Source organism: Streptomyces sp. NPDC048637 (genome assembly GCF_040650675.1).
Taxonomy (GTDB): domain Bacteria; phylum Actinomycetota; class Actinomycetes; order Streptomycetales; family Streptomycetaceae; genus Streptomyces.
The window spans coordinates 186,332-201,687 of record NZ_JBEZHQ010000001.1 but is presented as its reverse complement, the minus strand read 5'-3'; the positions used below and the strand labels follow the sequence as shown (position 1 = coordinate 201,687).

Here is a 15,356-nt window from a genome sequence, read left to right as displayed (position 1 = left end):
ACGTCCTACCCTGACAATTCCGATCGCGCCATGCTTCCAGGGGGGACCTGTGCGCCAAAGAAGCAGACCCGTCCATCTCTTGCTCGCAGCCGCGGTGCTGGGCACCGCGTCGACGGCCCTTTCCGCCGGCCCCGCTCAGGCCGCCGGTGAAACCACTCTCACCGCCGATCCGCTGAGCACCTGGCAGACCGACGGCATCGTGTGGGCCATGGCCTACGCCAAGGGCATCGTCTACGTAGGAGGCACCTTCAGCCACATCCGGCCGCCGGGCGCCGCCCCCGGCACCGGGGAACTCGCCCGTAAGAACTTCGCGGCCTTCGACGCCAAGACCGGTGAACCGCTGCCGTGCGCCCCGGCGTTCACCGGCGGCACGTCCACGATCCGGGCCATGAAGGCCTCGCCCGACGGCTCGAAGGTCTACATCGGCGGCTCGTTCGGAAAGGCCGGCCCGGTGGGCCGGTCCAACACGGCCGCCGTCAATACCGCCGACTGCACCATCGGGGCGGACTGGCAGCCGACGGTCAGCTCGACCGTACGGGCCCTGGACGTCACCGCCGACGCGGTCTACCTCGGCGGCGGATTCAGCACCGTCCAGGGACAGACCCGTGAGCGGATCGCCGCGCTGCGGCCCACGGGCGAGCTGCTTCCGTTCAAGGCGACGATCCGTGGTTCCTCGGTCGGCAACGACCCGACACCGGCGGTCAACGCCCTCACGGTCGCCCCCCAGCTCAACAAGGTCATCATCGGCGGCCGGTTCACCTCGGTGAACGGCAGTCTGCTGGGCGTGCACGCGCTGGCCGGGCTGGACGCGACCACCGGGCGGGTCGTCAACTCCTTCAGCGGCTGGATTCCGCAGAGGTCGGCGGTCAAGTCGCTCGTCAACGACGGCACCAACTTCTATCTGGGCGCCGAGGGCACCGGCGGCGGGGTCTTCGACGGACGCGCGGCCGGCCGGCTGTCGGACGGCTCGCAGCTCTGGAAGGACACCTGTCTGGGCGCCACCCAGGCCGTGCTGCCGTACAAGGGCGTCCTCTACAGCGGCTCCCATGCGCACGACTGCTCCAACACCCCGGGCGGTTTCACCGACATCAACAACCGTCAGCACTTCCTGGCGCAGTCGATCTCGGACAAAACGATCCTGCCGTGGTTCCCGGACACCAACGACGGGATCGGCGAACAGATCGGCCCGCGGGCGCTGACCGTGGGGGACGGCATCCTGTGGGCGGGCGGCGAGTTCACCACCGTCAATGACGCGCCGCAGCAGGGCCTGACCCGGTTCGCGGCGGGGCCGGACACCGGGGCGCCGCAGGTGCCGCTGCTCAGCGGTGCGAGCGGGTCCCGGGGCAAGATCACGCTGAACTGGAAGGCCTCGTGGGACCGGGACGACGGCGTCCTGACGTACAAGATCTACCGCGACGGCGTGTATCTGACCTCGCTCAACCAGGACTCGCGCTACTGGAACCGGCCCACCATGAGCTACACGGACACCGTGCAGCCCGGGGAGCAGCACCGGTACTCGATCGAGGTCACCGACGGCACCAATGTGTCCGGGCGCAACGGCCCGGTCTATGTGACCGCCAGAAACTGACCGTATGCCGAGTGGGGGGTAAATGACGCATCGAGTAGGTTATGCGCCCGGGGTCTACGACCTGTTCCACGTCGGGCACCTGAATATTCTCCGGCATGCCAAAAGCCAGTGCGACTATCTGGTGGCCGGTGTCGTCTCGGATGAAATGGCGATGCAGGCCAAGGGGCAGGCACCGGTCATTCCGCTGACCGAGCGGCTGGAGATCGTACGCAGCGTCCGATTCGTGGACGCGGCGTTCGTCGAGACGGTGCCGGACAAATTGGAGACGTGGCAGCAGGTACGGTTCGACGTCATTTTCAAGGGCGACGACTGGCGGGGGACGAGCAAGGGCGACAAGCTCGAACGGGATTTCGCGACGGTCGGGGTCGATGTGATCTATTTCCCCTACACCGTGCACACGTCGAGCACCCTGCTGCGCAAGGTGCTCGACGGGCTGGCAAATTCGGCGTGACCGGAGGAATGGGTCCGGTGCCCGGCCCGGGTTTCCTGCCCTGGTGAAGGGTCCGTCCCCGGCCCGTCAGCGGCCGGGGGCGGACAGTTCGCGGTACCACTTCGCCAGGAACGCCACCATGAACAGCAGATGCGCGCCGAGCAGGCAGCAGTACAGCGCCAGGAACACGTCCCGGCTGCCGAACAGCAGGAACACGGCGCAGAACACCCCGTAATCGACCGGAAGCAGGGCGACGGAGCGCAGCGTGGAGGCGGGTGCCGTGGGCGCCGGGCCCCCCGCACCGCTCCGCAGCCGGTCGGCGCGCTTGAGCTGTTCGGTGAGGATGCCGCCGAAGAAGACCATCACCGCGGCGAACTGGAAGGCGACCGGGAGGAGCAGATACCGAGGGTCGGAGAAGCCGAAGTGGCGGTAGAACGAGACGAGTACGGCCATGTGGAGGGCGAGCATCTTCGCACAGTCGACCACATGGTCCAGCCACTCCCCCGCGGCGCTGCCGGTTCCGGTCAGCCGGGCGAGCTGCCCGTCGGCGGAGTCGAGGGCGAAACCGAGGACCAGGGCCGCGAATATCCCGACCGCCGCGGCGGGCGAGGGTCGGAGCACCGCAATCATGACCACGCCGGCAAAGGTGAAAACCCCGCTGATCATAGTGACTTGATTGGGTGTCAGTTTCATGCTGTAGCCCGCGGCGGCCAGCACCCGGCCGGCCGGCCGGTTCACATAACGCGAGTACAGGGACACTCCCTTCGCGGATTTCTGGGCCGCAGACAGCTGTCTGATCGCATATCCGAACTGGCTCATGTCCCCCACCTGATGAATGGACCCCCGAAGGAGCAACATCATGGCAGGCAGGACCTCTCCGTCAACCGGTGGCGCCGATCGCCGGACGGTGCTGGCGGGCACGGCCGCGGCACTGGCGGCCGCCCTCACCGGATGTGAGCCGGCATCCCCTGCCACCCGGCAGTCGTCCGACGACGCCAGGGCCCCGGTGGTCACCGGCCACAAACCCAAGGGCAAGGACGTCATCGACGTGGTGGCGGACTTCGGCGCCAAGGGCGACGGACGCACCGACGACAGCCGGGCGTTCGCCCGCGCGTACGCCTATGCGGCCGGCCGGGTGTGGGACCACATCGGCCGGACCGTGATCGACATACCGGCCGGCACCTACCTCATCCGTAAGCCCCACGCGCTGCTCAACGCCACCGGAGGAAAGCTCAAGGCCAATGGCTTACGTTTCCGTGGGGCCGGCAAACGCATGACACAGCTGCTCTTCGCACCGTCCGAGGCCGACAACGCCTATCTGTGCCGCAACGAGGACAGCTGGGCGAATGTGATGTTCGAGCAGCTGGGCTTTGTCTCCGCCACCCCCGGCGCCTCGTTCTTCTACTCCTACTCGACCGGTCAGGCACAGGACTACCGTTTCACCGAATGCGAGTGGACCGGCGAGTGGACCTACGGTCTGGCGCTCGACGGCAGCAACACCAACTCGGAGATGCGCTGGGACGCCTGCCGTGTGGGCGGTGCCTACCGCAAGGCATTCCTGTACTCCGGGCTGTCACAGAAGTCACTGAGCCACCGCCAGCAGGACCAGTTCCTCAACTACTGGTTCAACGACATGAAGGTCGAGTACGCCTGGGGCAACTTCCTGGAGTTCCCCTACGGCGGTTCCATCACCTGCCGCGGCGGCTCCTACATCGTCACCGGCCGCCGCCCCGAGGACTCCGCCGACTACGGGCGCACCAGCACCTTCTTCCGCTTCCCGCGCGGTCCGCACCACGACTCCGTACAGCGCTTCCACGCCGAGGACATCCGCTTCGAGGTGCGCGACCCGGACACCGTCGTGATCGACTGCGCCTGGGACAGCGGAACGGTGCACTTCAACGACTGTGACGACACCGCGAACGCCTTCAAGTCCTTCGCCGGGGAAAGCAGTCCCCATCGCTACCGCGTCGGCCCCCAGGGGCCGCTCGTGCGGTACGACTCCTGTCAGCTGTCCGGGCAGCACTCCTACGAGCAGGACGGGGGCGGCGCGGGCTCCCGGGCCCGCTACGACATGTGCCGCTTTCGCAATCACTCGCCGCAGGACTTCATCAAGGGCGCGGGCGACCGGGTGAAGTTCGTCGACTGTCTGGGGTCCTGAGCGGGTGTCCGGGGTCCTGAGCGGGCCGCGGAGGGCGGGAACCCGACGGTCCGGTAACGGCGCTGACTGCCTGTGCGTCCGATGCGCGCACCCTTGCCGACGGTGACCAACGGCACACGTACTGGTCAGTAGTGTTGCCGCGGGGCGGGCCTAGAGTGAGGGCCGCAATGGCGCCGCCGGGCACCGGCGGTGGCCTGCCCTCCGAGCCGACCAGGGAGACTGCATGCGTTCCCCGAAGGACTTCTTCCGCCCGCTGGCCGTCGGGGCGCCCACACCGGTACGCGAGGTACCGTTCCGGCCGTCCCGGATGATCCACTTCTTCGACCCGGGCAACGAGAAGATGGCCGCCAAGGTGCCGGCCATCGCGCCCACCGTGGACGTGCTGCTCGGCAATCTGGAGGACGCGGTCGCCGCCGACCGCAAGGAAGCCGCCCGGTCGGGCCTGGTGAAGATCGCCAAGGCCACGGACTTCGGCGAGACCCAGCTGTGGACCCGGATCAACAGCCTGGACTCACCGTGGGCGCTGGACGATCTGCTGACGCTGGTCGGCGAGATCGGCGACCGGCTGGACGTGATCATGGTGCCGAAGGTCGAGGGCGCCGAGGACATCCACTACGTGGACCGGCTGCTCGCCCAGCTGGAGGCGAAGGCACAGATCCGACGGCCGATCCTGGTGCACGCGATTCTGGAGACTGCCACCGGCGTCGCCAATGTCGAGGAGATCGCCGGAGCCAGCCCCCGGATGCAGGGCATCTCGCTCGGCCCCGCCGACCTGGCCGCCAGCCGCCGGATGAAGACCACCCGGGTGGGCGGCGGTCACCCCGGATACCTGGTCCGGGAGGACCCGCACGGCCCGGACGGCGCCGCGCCGCGGGCCACCTTCCAGCAGGATCTGTGGCACTACACCCTCGCGCGCATGGTCGACGCCTGTGCGGCGCACGGCATCCTGCCGTACTACGGGCCGTTCGGCGACATCAAGGACATCACCGCCTGCGAGGACCAGTTCCGCAACGCCTTCCTGCTGGGCTGTGTCGGCGCCTGGAGCCTGCACCCGGTGCAGATCGCCATCGCCAAGAAGGTCTTCTCGCCCGCCCCCGCCGATGTCGCCTGGGCCCGCCGGGTCATCGAGGCGATGGGCGACGGCACCGGCGCGGTGATGATCGACGGCAAGATGCAGGACGACGCCACGTACAAGCAGTGCCAGGTGGTCGCCGAACTCGCCGACGCCCTTGCCGCCCGCGACCCCGAGCTGCGCGACGCCTACGCCGCGGCCGAGAAGGAGTAAGACCCGTGTCCGACGCGATCCTGCGGCCGCGCCGCTCCGTGCTCTACATGCCCGGTGCCAATGAACGCGCCCTGGAAAAGGCCAAGTCCCTCCCCGCCGACGCGCTGATCCTCGATCTGGAGGACGCCGTCGCCCCCGATGCGAAGGCCGACGCCCGCAAGCGGGTCGCGGCCGCCGCGGCCTCGGGGGAATACGGCTACCGGGAGGTGACGATCCGGGTCAACGGCCCGGGCACCGCCTGGCACGCCGACGACCTCCGGGCCGCCGCCGAGGCCGGTCCGGACGCCGTGGTGGTGCCCAAGGTGGACTCCGCCGACACCGTGCGGGAGGTCGAGCGCGCTCTTGAGGCCGCCGGTGCTCCGGACCGTACGGCGATCTGGGCCATGGTCGAGACACCGCGCGCGATGCTGGACGCCCGTGCGGTCGCCGCCGCCAGCGAACGGCTGACCGTGCTGGTGATGGGCACCAACGACCTGGCGAAGGAGCTGCACGCCGAGCATGTGCCCGGCCGGGCCCCGCTGCTGACCGGACTGTCCCTGGCGCTGCTGGCGGCCCGTGACACCGGCAAGGCGATCCTGGACGGCGTCTACAACGACGTGAAGAACGCCGAGGGCTTCGAGGCCGAGTGTGTGCAGGGCCGGCAGTTCGGGTTCGACGGAAAGACGCTCATCCATCCGTCGCAGGTCGAACCGTGCAACCGGGCCTTCGCCCCGTCCGCCGACCAGATCGCCCGCGCGCAGAAGATCATCGACGCGTTCGACGAAGCCACCCGCGAAGGGCGCGGCGTGGTCACCGTCGACGGCCGGATGATCGAGAACCTGCATGTCGAGGACGCCCGCCGGATCCTGGCCCTCGCCGAGGCGATCGCCGGACGTTAGGGCCTGTCCGGCGGATCATGGCCGGACTGGCCCTGGGAGCGCGCGCCCTTCCTGCGGGCCGCGGGAAGGGCGGCGCGGCTCCAGGGCCGTCACGGTGAATCCCATAATCAGACAGGGTGAATACTCAGGACTGGCCGTTGCTCAGGCTTGGTGGTAAGGGGCATCCGGGATAGCAAGATCCCCGGGTACCAACCATGAGCGCAGGAGCACACAGTGAAGAATTCGGCACGCGTCAATGTCGTGATGGCAGGAGCCTGCGGTCTGCTCCTGGCCGCCGGTACGGTCTCGCCCACCCTGGCGTGGGCCGAGTCGTCCGGTGGCGACGGCGTCTCGAACAGCGACACCGTCGCCCGCTTCGACGCCAGATTCCGCTGCGCGCACCGGGCCAGATTCTGTATCAACGGGCCGGTGCTCAGCGGAAATCCCAGGAGATCGCAGAACGTTCATGTCTCCGGCGGCACCATCAGCAACAGCGGTAGCCCGACCAACACCAACGCCAACACCAACGACAACACGGGCGGCACGACCGGCACGGCGACCAAGTCCGGCAACAACGAGCAGCACATCCACCATCACCACCGCACCTGAGACGGTGCGGGTGCGTTGAGCCGTTCCGGCCCCGGGCATTCCGGGGCCGGAGCGGGTCAGAGGCGACGACGGCCGCCCGTCGAGCGTGCCGGGCGATCGCCGGACGGCCGGCGCGGTGCCGTATCCGTCGGCGCGGTGTCGACCGGGTCCGGATCAGTGGTGGAAGAGTCCGAGCCCGAGGACGCGCTGGATGTTGTTGCCGCTGCCCGACGAAGCACCGGTGACGGAGTTGGCGCCGTTGGTGGTTCCGTTGGTGTTGGAGAGGTTCCCGCTGTTGTTCGGGTTCCCGTGGTTGATGAAGTTGCCGCTGTTCAGGCTGTTGCCGCTGTGCACCGGCCCGTTCACACAGGCGTGGGGGGACGCCAGCACCGGCGACCGGAAGTGGATCTGGCCCAGGCGGTTGTTGCAGACCACCCCGTTGACCGTGCCGGTCACGGTGCCCACATCGGCGTCCGCCACCGCGGAGAGCAGAGAGTCCGGAAGGGTCACCGCCTGAGCCATGCCGCCGCCGAACAGCACCAGCCCGCACGCCCCGACGACAGTTCCCGTCTGCATGATTCTTCTCACGACGCTCCTCGCCTCTTCATCCTTCTGATGCCAGACGTATCGTGCTGCCGCGGCCGGCCCGCAACGGCGTTCAACCCGCGGGGAGCAAAACCCCCGGCGGCCACAATCAGCCGGGTGGCCCAAGCCCCGGGGGACGACGGCGGCAGGATCGTCAGGTGACGCTGTGCGGATGACAGGCCGTCGCCGAGCGTGGCGGCCAGGCCTGGGGCGCGAGGATGCCCAGGACATAGGCGCGCGCGACCAGGGCGGGTCTGGTCGGGGCGTCCAGGAGGTCGCGCAGCCGGCTGAGGTGGTAGTCGACGGTCTGCCGGGAGAGGTGCAGCGAGGTGGCGATCTCCGCATTGCTGTGGCCGGCGGCCAGCAGGGACAGGATGCGGACCTGGCTTGCCGTCAGCTGCGGATGGGGCTCGTGGGCGAGCCCCTGGTGGGTGATGACCGCCCAGACGCTGGTGGCACGGTCCGCACTCCGGCCCACCGTCGTCAGATGCAGCCGGGCGCGGCGCTGGTGACCGCGGGCGTCCACGAGCACCACGGTGGTCTGGATGCGCCGGCTGCGGCGCGCTATCAGATCGAGCCAGCTGCGGTGCAGACCCCGTAATTCCGGGGCCGGGCCGAGCACGGTGTGCACGCGGCGGCCGACGAGGTCGGAGAGCCGGGTCTGCAGCAGTTCGGCGGCCGCGGCGCTGGCCTGCTGGATCCGTCCGCCCGCGGAGATCAGGGCGCACGGCAGCCCGCTGTGATCGCGCAGCGCATGGAGGTTCTCCTCGGCCTCCCGGCGCTGGCGCAGGGCGCGGGTGTAGTCGCTGATGTCGATGTAGATGCCCGCCACGCAGGTCTGGCTTCCTTCCCGGACGGGGAAGCGGTGGCCGACCGCCTGCCCGCCGGTGCCGTCGAAGCGGTGGTAGGTGAGGGTGTGCCGGACGGGTTTGCCGCGGTCGAGGACCTCCCGGTCCAGGCTCAGGACCTGCGCGGCGTCGGCCGGTCCGTCGACAGCGGCGACGTCCTTGCCGATGATGTGCTCCGGTGTGGTGCCGTACAGATGGGCGTAGGCGTGGTTCGCCCAGAGGTAGCGCCCGTTCGCGTCCCGGATGAAGGCCGCGGCGGGGGCGAGGTCCGCGAAGGCGTCATAGCGGCGGGGGCCGGACGTACGGGGGCCGACCTCCACCGCCAGTCCTCGGGAGCGGCCCTGCCGGGGCACGCCGAGGGGCCAGTTCACATCGAAGACACGACCGTCGAACTGTGCCTGCCAATGGCTGATTTCGGGTGCTGCGGCCGGCCCGGGGAGTTCCTTGCGCACGGTGTCGAGGAACCGCTGGGCCGTCACCGTGTCATCGAAGGCACCGCCCCCGCTGTCGATCACCCGTAGCTCACGGTCGGCCTCCCACCAGGACACCGGAAGGTGTTCGAGCAGCGACTTCAGACTGGTCTCGTCCACGACGGGCCCCTTTACGGTGAAGAGTTCAACGGGTTCGGACGGCGCGCCATCGCCATGCGTATCCCCCGGCGTCGGGCGGCATGCCCGGTTCTCGGCCGATCTGGCGATGTCCGCGCGCCTCGGTGGCACTGCTGCCGCCATACGGCATCACGGAACCTTCACGACGGCCTGACGGTATCCACAACTCTGGCATTTGCCTGAGCGGTTGCGGGCCGATGAGGGGAACGGTGGGCCGCACGGCTGCTTCGCTTGAGGGAAGGCGTTCGGATCCCGGGGGGCCGGGCGTTGTCAGCCGTTCCGATGGTTCCCAGTTGAAAAGGAGTCGGATTCCAGTGAGCAAGGTGCTGTTCGTGTATGCCAAGGGTGGACCGCCCTTGGGGTACGCCCTGTCACGGGTCGCCGCACGGTCGGCAGTGCACCTGCTGGCGCTCAGCGCGCTCCCTCCCACCGTGGCCGCGTCCGCGGACCGGCTGTGCGCTTCGGTGCTGTGCCCCGCCGCGTCCGAGCGGAACGACCTGGTGTCCCTGATCGTCTCCCGGGCCCAGGCGGTGGGCGCGGACGCGGTCGTCACCTTCTCCGAGTACGCGGTCGTCGCGGTCGCGGAGGCCTGCGAGAAGCTGGGCCTCGCCGGGGCGGGCGGCTCCTGTGCCCTGGCCCGCGACAAGCGGATGATGCGGCGCACCTGGCAGGAGCGGGGCATCTCCCAGCCCCGGTTCCGCCCGGTCGCCACGGAACGGGATCTGCACGACGCGGCCGCCGCGCTCCGCTTCCCCCTGCTGCTCAAGGCCGCCTGGAGCGCCGGCTCCACCGCACACCGGATCCTCCGCACCCCCGACGACGTGCCGGCGGCCTGGGAACGGGCGCGGGAGGTGATGGCCGAGTCCGCGCAACTGGGCTACGCCGAGCTCCATGTGGCCGGTGCCGGGGCGGACTTCCTCGTCGAGGAGATCGTGCCGGGCACTGCTGCGGAGTGGTTCGACCAGGAGGGCTGGGGCGACTACGTCAGCGTCGAAGGCGCCGTCGTGGACGGCGACTTCCGTCCGGTCTGTCTCAGCGGGCGGATGCCGACGGTGGAACCGTTCACCGAACGCGCCGGCATCACCCCCGCGGCGCTGCCGCACGACGCCCAGCGGCGCATCGTGGCCCTGGCGCGCGAGGCCGTCGATGCACTGGGGCTGCAGAACTGCGGTACGCACACCGAGATCAAGCTCGGCGCCGACGGGCAGATGTGGGTGATCGAGACCGCCGCCCGGTTCGGCGGGGCGATGACCGTCCCGCAGATCGAGGAGGTCTTCGGCCTGGACCTCATCGGCATGCTCACCGACCATCTGCTGGGGCGCCCTGTCGCCTGGCCCACAGAGGCCCGCACGCCGCAGGAGGCGGACGGTGCGGCCGGCTCGCTGGTCGTCCTGGCCGTCGACAGCGCCGGTGACGCCTGGCCGGACCGGCGGGTGTGGGACTTCCCGACGGTGCGCGACACCGTGGCCGTCAGCGCGGGCAGCCGGCTGTCCGTGGTGGCCGAGAACTCGCTCCCGGATGGAACGGCGGTGCCGGTGTACGACCCGGCCGCGGGCGCCAACACCATGGCGGCGCTGTGCCTGCTGTCCGCCACCGATCCGGAGACCGTGATCCGCGACTTCCGGACCCTGGTGGACGCCCTGCCGCGGATCCTCCCCACGGCCGGCACCACGGAGGTGCGCTCATGACCACCACCGCCGTTCTGCCCTCCGGCGCGCCGGGCCCCGTCGCCGACCGCACCGTCATCGGTGAGAACCTCTCCCTGCCGCTCTTCCGCACCCTGTCCGGGGTCCTGGCCGGTCACCCGTACCTCAAGGTCGTGGTGGACCGGGTCGAGGACACCTGGCATCTGCTGGACACCGCCGTCCACCCCTTCCATGTCAACTACATCGCCACCCGCGTCCTCGGCATGGAACTGGCGGCGCTGGACTCCTGCCTGGACGCCTTCAACGCCTCGGTCTACATGGACCCCGAGCGCCGCTTCCTGCTGGGTGTGCTCTCCCTGCACACCGACGAGGACGCCGAGGGCCGGGAGCGGCCCTTCCTCGTCCTGGAGACCACCGAGGCCGACACCATGCACGGCCGGCTGCTCGAGGAGTTCTACACCTTCGTCCGTCATCGGGTCGACGGCCGCCTGCCGCTGCTGCTGAAGCCGGCGAACCACGGGCAGGAGCACGAACTCGCCGCGATCAGCGACGTACGGGTGCCGCGGATCCTCGGCCATCAGCTCTTCGGCAACCGCACCCGTACCCCGCTCAACCCGGGGGAGGCCGTCGGCCGGCTCCGCTACTTCCGGACCCTGGAGGAGTACGCGGCCGCGGCCGACGGGCTCGGCTGGTCCGACATCGTGGCCATGCCGTGTCTGCCGGACGATGTGCCGCGGGTGGCCGGCTTCCTCAACACCTCACCGGGCACACCGCTCTCGCACACCAATGTCCTCGCTTCCGGCTGGGGCATCCCCAATGCGATCGTCCGCGATCTGGAGCGCCTCGTCGACGCGGACGTCCTGGACGGCGCCTGGGTCCGCTACCGGGTACAGGACGACGAGATCACCCTCGTCCCGCTGACCCACGCCCCGACGCTGGATGCCCCGGCCTGGCACCAGCAGCGGATCCGGATGGAACCGCCGCTGCTGGAGGACGTGCCCGCGCTGTGGCTGCACCGGCTGCGCCGCGCCGACCAGGACCGGTACGGGACCAAGGCCGCCAACCTCGGAGAGCTCCATCACGTCCTCGACAGCCGCAGCGCCGATCTCACCGCCTTCTACGGGCGGCCGAGGCCGCCCCGCGCCGACCTCTACGGCCACCTCGCGGCCCGCCTCGGCACCAAGGACGCGACGCCCGCGGAACTGCGGTGCCTGGCGGCCGACTTCGCGGCCGAGGTGATCGCGGCGCCCGACGGGATCGCTCTCCCCTTCGCCCTGCAGCACCGCTTCCTGACGTCCTCGCCGGCCGTGCAACAGGGCCTCGGCAAGCTCAAGATGGCGCTCGAACTCGACGCCCTCGATGTGCTGGACGCGCTCTGTCTGCATCTGCAAAGCCTCATCCGGAACACCCCGCTGCCCGAGGACGTGACCCGCCAGATCACCCAGGCCCTGCCCGGCGGTCCGGACGCCGGCAACCGGCTCGTGGTGCGCTCCTCCTCCAACGCCGAGGACCTTCCCGGGTTCTCCGCGGCCGGGGTCTACGAATCGGTCACCACCGTCCACGGCGCGGACGAACTCCTGGACGCGGTACGCCAGGTGTGGGCCTCCCTGCTGTCACCGCGCAGTGTCCGGCTGCGCCACCAGGCGGGCATCTCCCTCGACGACACCTATATGGGCGTGATCATCCAGGAGTATGTGCCCGCGGATCTCGGCGGTGTCCTGGTGACCTGCAACCCGACCAGGCGCGAGGACTTCCGCAATGTCTACCTCAACTGCTCCCCCGGGTCGCCCGAGACGGTCGTCGACGGTACGACGCTGCCGCTGCAGTACCTGTACAACACGGTGGAGGGCGGCGGCCGTACCGTCGCGCTCGGCTCGTCCGGCCAGGACCTGCCCGACGGCACCCGGGACAAGCTGGCGCGGCTGGCCCTGACCGGGCGGCTGCTGCAGTCCCACTTCAGCGAGAACGATGTGGACCATCCGCTCGACATCGAATGGCTGATGACCGATCAGGGGGACTTCCGCCTGGTCCAGATCCGCCCCTACGCGCTGTGATCCGCCGGTTCACCGGCCCGCTGCGCGCCCGCCGGCCCCGGGCCGCGGGCGCGCCCCTAACACCACGGGCCCGCCGGATCATCCGGCTGAACAACGGCTTCCAACTGCTCTTCAACCTGTTGTGGTGGATGCCGGTCTTCTATGCCTACCAGCGGGAGGCGGGGCTCTCCGACGGGCAGATCTTCGGCATCCAGAGCATCTACTACGTCGCGTTCTGCCTCTTCGAGATCCCGACCGGGATGGTGGCCGACCGTATCGGTGCCCGCAACTGTCTGCGGGCCGGTGCCGTCGTGATGACCGCGGCGAACCTGGCACCGGTCCTCTCGCCCAGCTACACCGGCTTCCTCGTGCACTTCCTGGCCATCGCCGCCGGCCGCTCGCTGACCTCCGGTGCCGCCAGCGCCTATCTCTACGACGGCCTGCAGGCCGAGGGCGCGGGAGAGCACTATCTGAAGGCGGAGGGGCAGGCGCGGGCGCTGGGTCTGGCGGCGAAGGTGCTGTGCTGGCCGCTGGTCGGTCCGCTGATGGCCGTCGCGCACGCCACGCCGTATGTGCTGAGCGCCGCGAGCGCGGCGGGCTCGCTCGTCTGTGCCGTGGTGCTGCCGCGGCAGGCCGCGGCCCGGAGCGGCGGCCCGGGCGGCACCAAGGGCAGCTCGCGGGGCGGGCCGGCGTTCCTGCGCGACGCCACCTCGGCGCTGCGCTGGGTGTGCGCCACCCCCTGGCTCGCGCTGCTCATGGTGCAGGGCGTCGCGGTCTTCACGCTCTCCCGTATCTGCCAGGTCAACCTCTTCCAGCCGGTGCTGCTGGACCACGGCATCCCCGAGGGTTCACACGGCGGGGTGCTGGCCGCGATGACCGTCGCGGAGGCGGTGGCCTCGGCCCGTCCGCAGTGGCTCGGCTCCCGGCTGTCCCCGGTGGCCTGGGTGTCGCTGCTCAGCCTGGCGATGGCGGGCACGCTGGCGGGCAGCACCCTGGGCGGGCCGTGGACCGTGGTCGCCCTGCTGTGCCTGTTCGCCGCGGTCACCGGTTTCGCCTATCCGCTCCAGCGCAAGCTGGTGAACGACGCCATCCCGGCGGGAGCTCCACGGGCCACGCTGCTGTCCGTCGAGAGCATCGTGGACCGGGGCGTGTGTGCGCTGGCGGCCGTGGCCGCGGGGGCCTATCTCTCGGCGGGCCGGCTGGACGCGCTGCTGTGGCACAGCGCGCTGGTGACCGGGGTGGTGATGGTGCTCCTGCAGCTGGTCCTGCGGCGTGCCCCGGGCCGGCGCCGGAAACCGCCGGCGCCGGAGCCGGCCACGGAGCTGGTCACCACAGCAGGAAACCCCTGAGCGGCACCGTCATACTGGGGACGTGCGGGGTACGGAAGCCGGGCGCTACGGCGAAGGCCTGTTCCGCCCGGAAGAGACCGGCGAGGCCGGCCGTATCGATCTGGGCGCGCTGGCCTACGACGAGGTGAGCACCGCCCGGTTGGCGGCGCTGGGCGCCGGGCCCGGCTGGCACTGCCTGGACGTGGGTGCGGGCACCGGCACGGTCGCGCGATGGCTGCTGGAGTCGGCCGGTGTCACGGCGGTCCTCGCGGTCGACCGTGACACCCGGTCGCTGGACGCCGACCGGACTCCGGGGCTGTCGACGCTGACCGCCGACATCACCGCGCCGGACTTCGACCCCGGCCGGTTCCAGCTGGTCCACGCACGGTTCGTGCTGATGCATCTGCGCGCGTGGCGCCGCCTGATCGCCAAGCTGGGTTCGCTGGTCGCGCCCGGTGGTGTGCTGGTGCTCAGCGACGCCGTGGACCTGACGACCGCCGGGGCGCCGGCCACTCCGTACACCACGGTCATGCGCGCGATGTGGCAGGGGCTCCGGGAGTCCATCGGCACGGACATCTCCTGGGTTCCCGACTATCCGTACCTGCTGCGGGAGGAGGGCCTGCACCGGGTGGCCGCCGAGATCCACGTGCCCCCGTTGGTGCCGGGCAGTCCGCTCAGCGGCTTCTGGGCCGATACGTGGGACCGGGCGCGGGGCGCCATGCTCGCGACGGGGCAGGTGGACGAGGCACAGATCGAGCGGGCCAGGCGTGCTCTGTCGTCGGACGAGTGCGCCGGCCTCTCCCCCGGGATGCTCACCGCGTGGGGCTGGCGGACCGAGGAGGCCGGCCATGACCAGCATCTCTGACCGGGAACTGGAGCGGGTATGGGAGCTGCACACCCGCAGCGAGTTCCGCACCCTCGATCTCGACACGACGATGGCCACCATGTCCGACGCCCCGGAGGTGCTGCATGTGCCCACGGCCATGGGCGCCCGCGGCAGGGCGTCCGTGCGGCACTTCTACCGCCGCTGGTTCGTGGGCCACAACCCACCGGATTTCACCCTCGCACCGCTGACCCGGACCACGGGAGCGTCGCGGCTCGTCGACGAGATGCTGGTCTCGTTCACCCATGACGTGGCGGTGCCCTGGATCCTTCCCGGGGTGCCGCCGACCGGGCGGCCCGTCGAGATCCCGGTCATCGCCGTGGTGTCGTTCGACGGGCCGCTGATCTCCCGTGAGCACATCTACTGGGACCAGGCCGCGGTCCTCGGCCAGACCGGGCTCCTTTCGGCGGAGACGATGGCGCGGCTGCCGGTCGTGGTGGATCAGCGCGCGACGCTGGCGGACGGCCCGCTCAATCAGCTGGCGGGACGCGGTGGGCGGGGCTGAGCCGGTCCGGTGAG

General features: G+C 70.2%; 14 protein-coding genes. 11 read left to right on the top strand and 3 right to left on the bottom strand.

Annotated elements, in window-relative coordinates:
• Positions 1–79 precede the first annotated feature (79 nt).
• Positions 80–1,588 (top strand): fibronectin type III domain-containing protein, encoded by a 1,509-nt coding sequence (locus AB0C46_RS01025; RefSeq protein WP_362824691.1) that lies wholly within the window; start codon positions 80–82, stop codon positions 1,586–1,588.
• Positions 1,589–1,610: 22 nt separating this feature from the next.
• Positions 1,611–2,039: an adenylyltransferase/cytidyltransferase family protein gene (locus AB0C46_RS01020; RefSeq protein ID WP_362824690.1), complete on the top strand. Its 429-nt coding sequence runs from the start codon at positions 1,611–1,613 to the stop codon at positions 2,037–2,039.
• Positions 2,040–2,105: 66 nt separating this feature from the next.
• Here the strand turns inward: AB0C46_RS01020 and AB0C46_RS01015 are convergent, their stop codons facing one another.
• Positions 2,106–2,837, bottom strand: a complete 732-nt coding sequence (locus AB0C46_RS01015; protein ID WP_362824689.1) for a CDP-alcohol phosphatidyltransferase family protein — start codon at positions 2,835–2,837, stop codon at positions 2,106–2,108.
• Between the two features lie 40 nt (positions 2,838–2,877).
• Between AB0C46_RS01015 and AB0C46_RS01010 the strand changes: the two genes are divergently transcribed.
• The 4 genes from AB0C46_RS01010 to AB0C46_RS00995 all read left to right on the top strand — a co-directional run bounded on the left by AB0C46_RS01010 (position 2,878) and on the right by AB0C46_RS00995 (position 6,927).
• Positions 2,878–4,176, top strand: coding sequence for a glycosyl hydrolase family 28-related protein (locus AB0C46_RS01010; protein ID WP_362824687.1), 1,299 nt, complete (start codon positions 2,878–2,880; stop codon positions 4,174–4,176).
• Between the two features lie 223 nt (positions 4,177–4,399).
• The gene (locus AB0C46_RS01005) at positions 4,400–5,461 is read left to right on the top strand and encodes a CoA ester lyase (RefSeq protein ID WP_362824685.1); all 1,062 of its coding nucleotides are present in this window, start codon (positions 4,400–4,402) and stop codon (positions 5,459–5,461) included.
• Positions 5,462–5,466: 5 nt separating this feature from the next.
• Positions 5,467–6,339 carry a CoA ester lyase gene (locus tag AB0C46_RS01000; protein ID WP_093635475.1) on the top strand — a complete coding sequence of 291 codons (873 nt, stop codon included), beginning with the start codon at positions 5,467–5,469 and terminating at the stop codon, positions 6,337–6,339.
• Positions 6,340–6,552: 213 nt separating this feature from the next.
• Entirely contained in the window at positions 6,553–6,927 is a 375-nt protein-coding gene (locus tag AB0C46_RS00995) for a hypothetical protein (RefSeq protein WP_362824683.1), read from the top strand.
• Between the two features lie 153 nt (positions 6,928–7,080).
• On the opposite strand, the gene AB0C46_RS00990 is transcribed toward AB0C46_RS00995, so the two are convergent.
• The gene (locus AB0C46_RS00990; RefSeq protein ID WP_362824681.1) at positions 7,081–7,482 is read right to left on the bottom strand and encodes a hypothetical protein; all 402 of its coding nucleotides are present in this window, start codon (positions 7,480–7,482) and stop codon (positions 7,081–7,083) included.
• A 163-nt stretch (positions 7,483–7,645) separates the two neighbouring features.
• Positions 7,646–8,929, bottom strand: coding sequence for a PAS domain-containing protein (locus AB0C46_RS00985; RefSeq protein ID WP_362824680.1), 1,284 nt, complete (start codon positions 8,927–8,929; stop codon positions 7,646–7,648).
• Between the two features lie 332 nt (positions 8,930–9,261).
• Between AB0C46_RS00985 and AB0C46_RS00980 the strand changes: the two genes are divergently transcribed.
• The 5 genes from AB0C46_RS00980 to AB0C46_RS00960 are packed head-to-tail and all read left to right on the top strand — an operon-like array spanning position 9,262 to position 15,342.
• On the top strand, positions 9,262–10,635 hold the full coding sequence (locus AB0C46_RS00980) for an ATP-grasp domain-containing protein (RefSeq protein WP_362824678.1): 1,374 nt from the start codon (positions 9,262–9,264) through the stop codon (positions 10,633–10,635).
• Positions 10,632–12,647 carry a PEP/pyruvate-binding domain-containing protein gene (locus tag AB0C46_RS00975; RefSeq protein WP_362824677.1) on the top strand — a complete coding sequence of 672 codons (2,016 nt, stop codon included), beginning with the start codon at positions 10,632–10,634 and terminating at the stop codon, positions 12,645–12,647. The genes AB0C46_RS00980 and AB0C46_RS00975 overlap by 4 nt, the downstream gene beginning before the upstream one ends.
• Positions 12,644–13,975: an MFS transporter gene (locus AB0C46_RS00970; protein WP_362824675.1), complete on the top strand. Its 1,332-nt coding sequence runs from the start codon at positions 12,644–12,646 to the stop codon at positions 13,973–13,975. The genes AB0C46_RS00975 and AB0C46_RS00970 overlap by 4 nt, the downstream gene beginning before the upstream one ends.
• Positions 13,976–13,997: 22 nt before the next feature.
• Complete coding sequence (locus tag AB0C46_RS00965; RefSeq protein ID WP_362824674.1) at positions 13,998–14,819, top strand: methyltransferase domain-containing protein; 822 nt, start codon at positions 13,998–14,000, stop codon at positions 14,817–14,819.
• Complete coding sequence (locus AB0C46_RS00960) at positions 14,803–15,342, top strand: nuclear transport factor 2 family protein (protein ID WP_362824673.1); 540 nt, start codon at positions 14,803–14,805, stop codon at positions 15,340–15,342. Before AB0C46_RS00965 ends, AB0C46_RS00960 begins: the two co-directional genes overlap by 17 nt.
• Positions 15,343–15,356 lie beyond the last annotated feature (14 nt).

Coding starts and splice junctions, on each gene's coding strand:
- AB0C46_RS01020 (WP_362824690.1), top strand. CDS start 1,611: ATGACGCATCGAGTAGGTTATGCGCCCGGGGTCTACGACCTGTTCCAC.
- AB0C46_RS01015 (WP_362824689.1), bottom strand. CDS start 2,837: ATGAGCCAGTTCGGATATGCGATCAGACAGCTGTCTGCGGCCCAGAAA.
- AB0C46_RS01010 (WP_362824687.1), top strand. CDS start 2,878: ATGGCAGGCAGGACCTCTCCGTCAACCGGTGGCGCCGATCGCCGGACG.
- AB0C46_RS01005 (WP_362824685.1), top strand. CDS start 4,400: ATGCGTTCCCCGAAGGACTTCTTCCGCCCGCTGGCCGTCGGGGCGCCC.
- AB0C46_RS00990 (WP_362824681.1), bottom strand. CDS start 7,482: ATGCAGACGGGAACTGTCGTCGGGGCGTGCGGGCTGGTGCTGTTCGGC.
- AB0C46_RS00975 (WP_362824677.1), top strand. CDS start 10,632: ATGACCACCACCGCCGTTCTGCCCTCCGGCGCGCCGGGCCCCGTCGCC.
- AB0C46_RS00960 (WP_362824673.1), top strand. CDS start 14,803: ATGACCAGCATCTCTGACCGGGAACTGGAGCGGGTATGGGAGCTGCAC.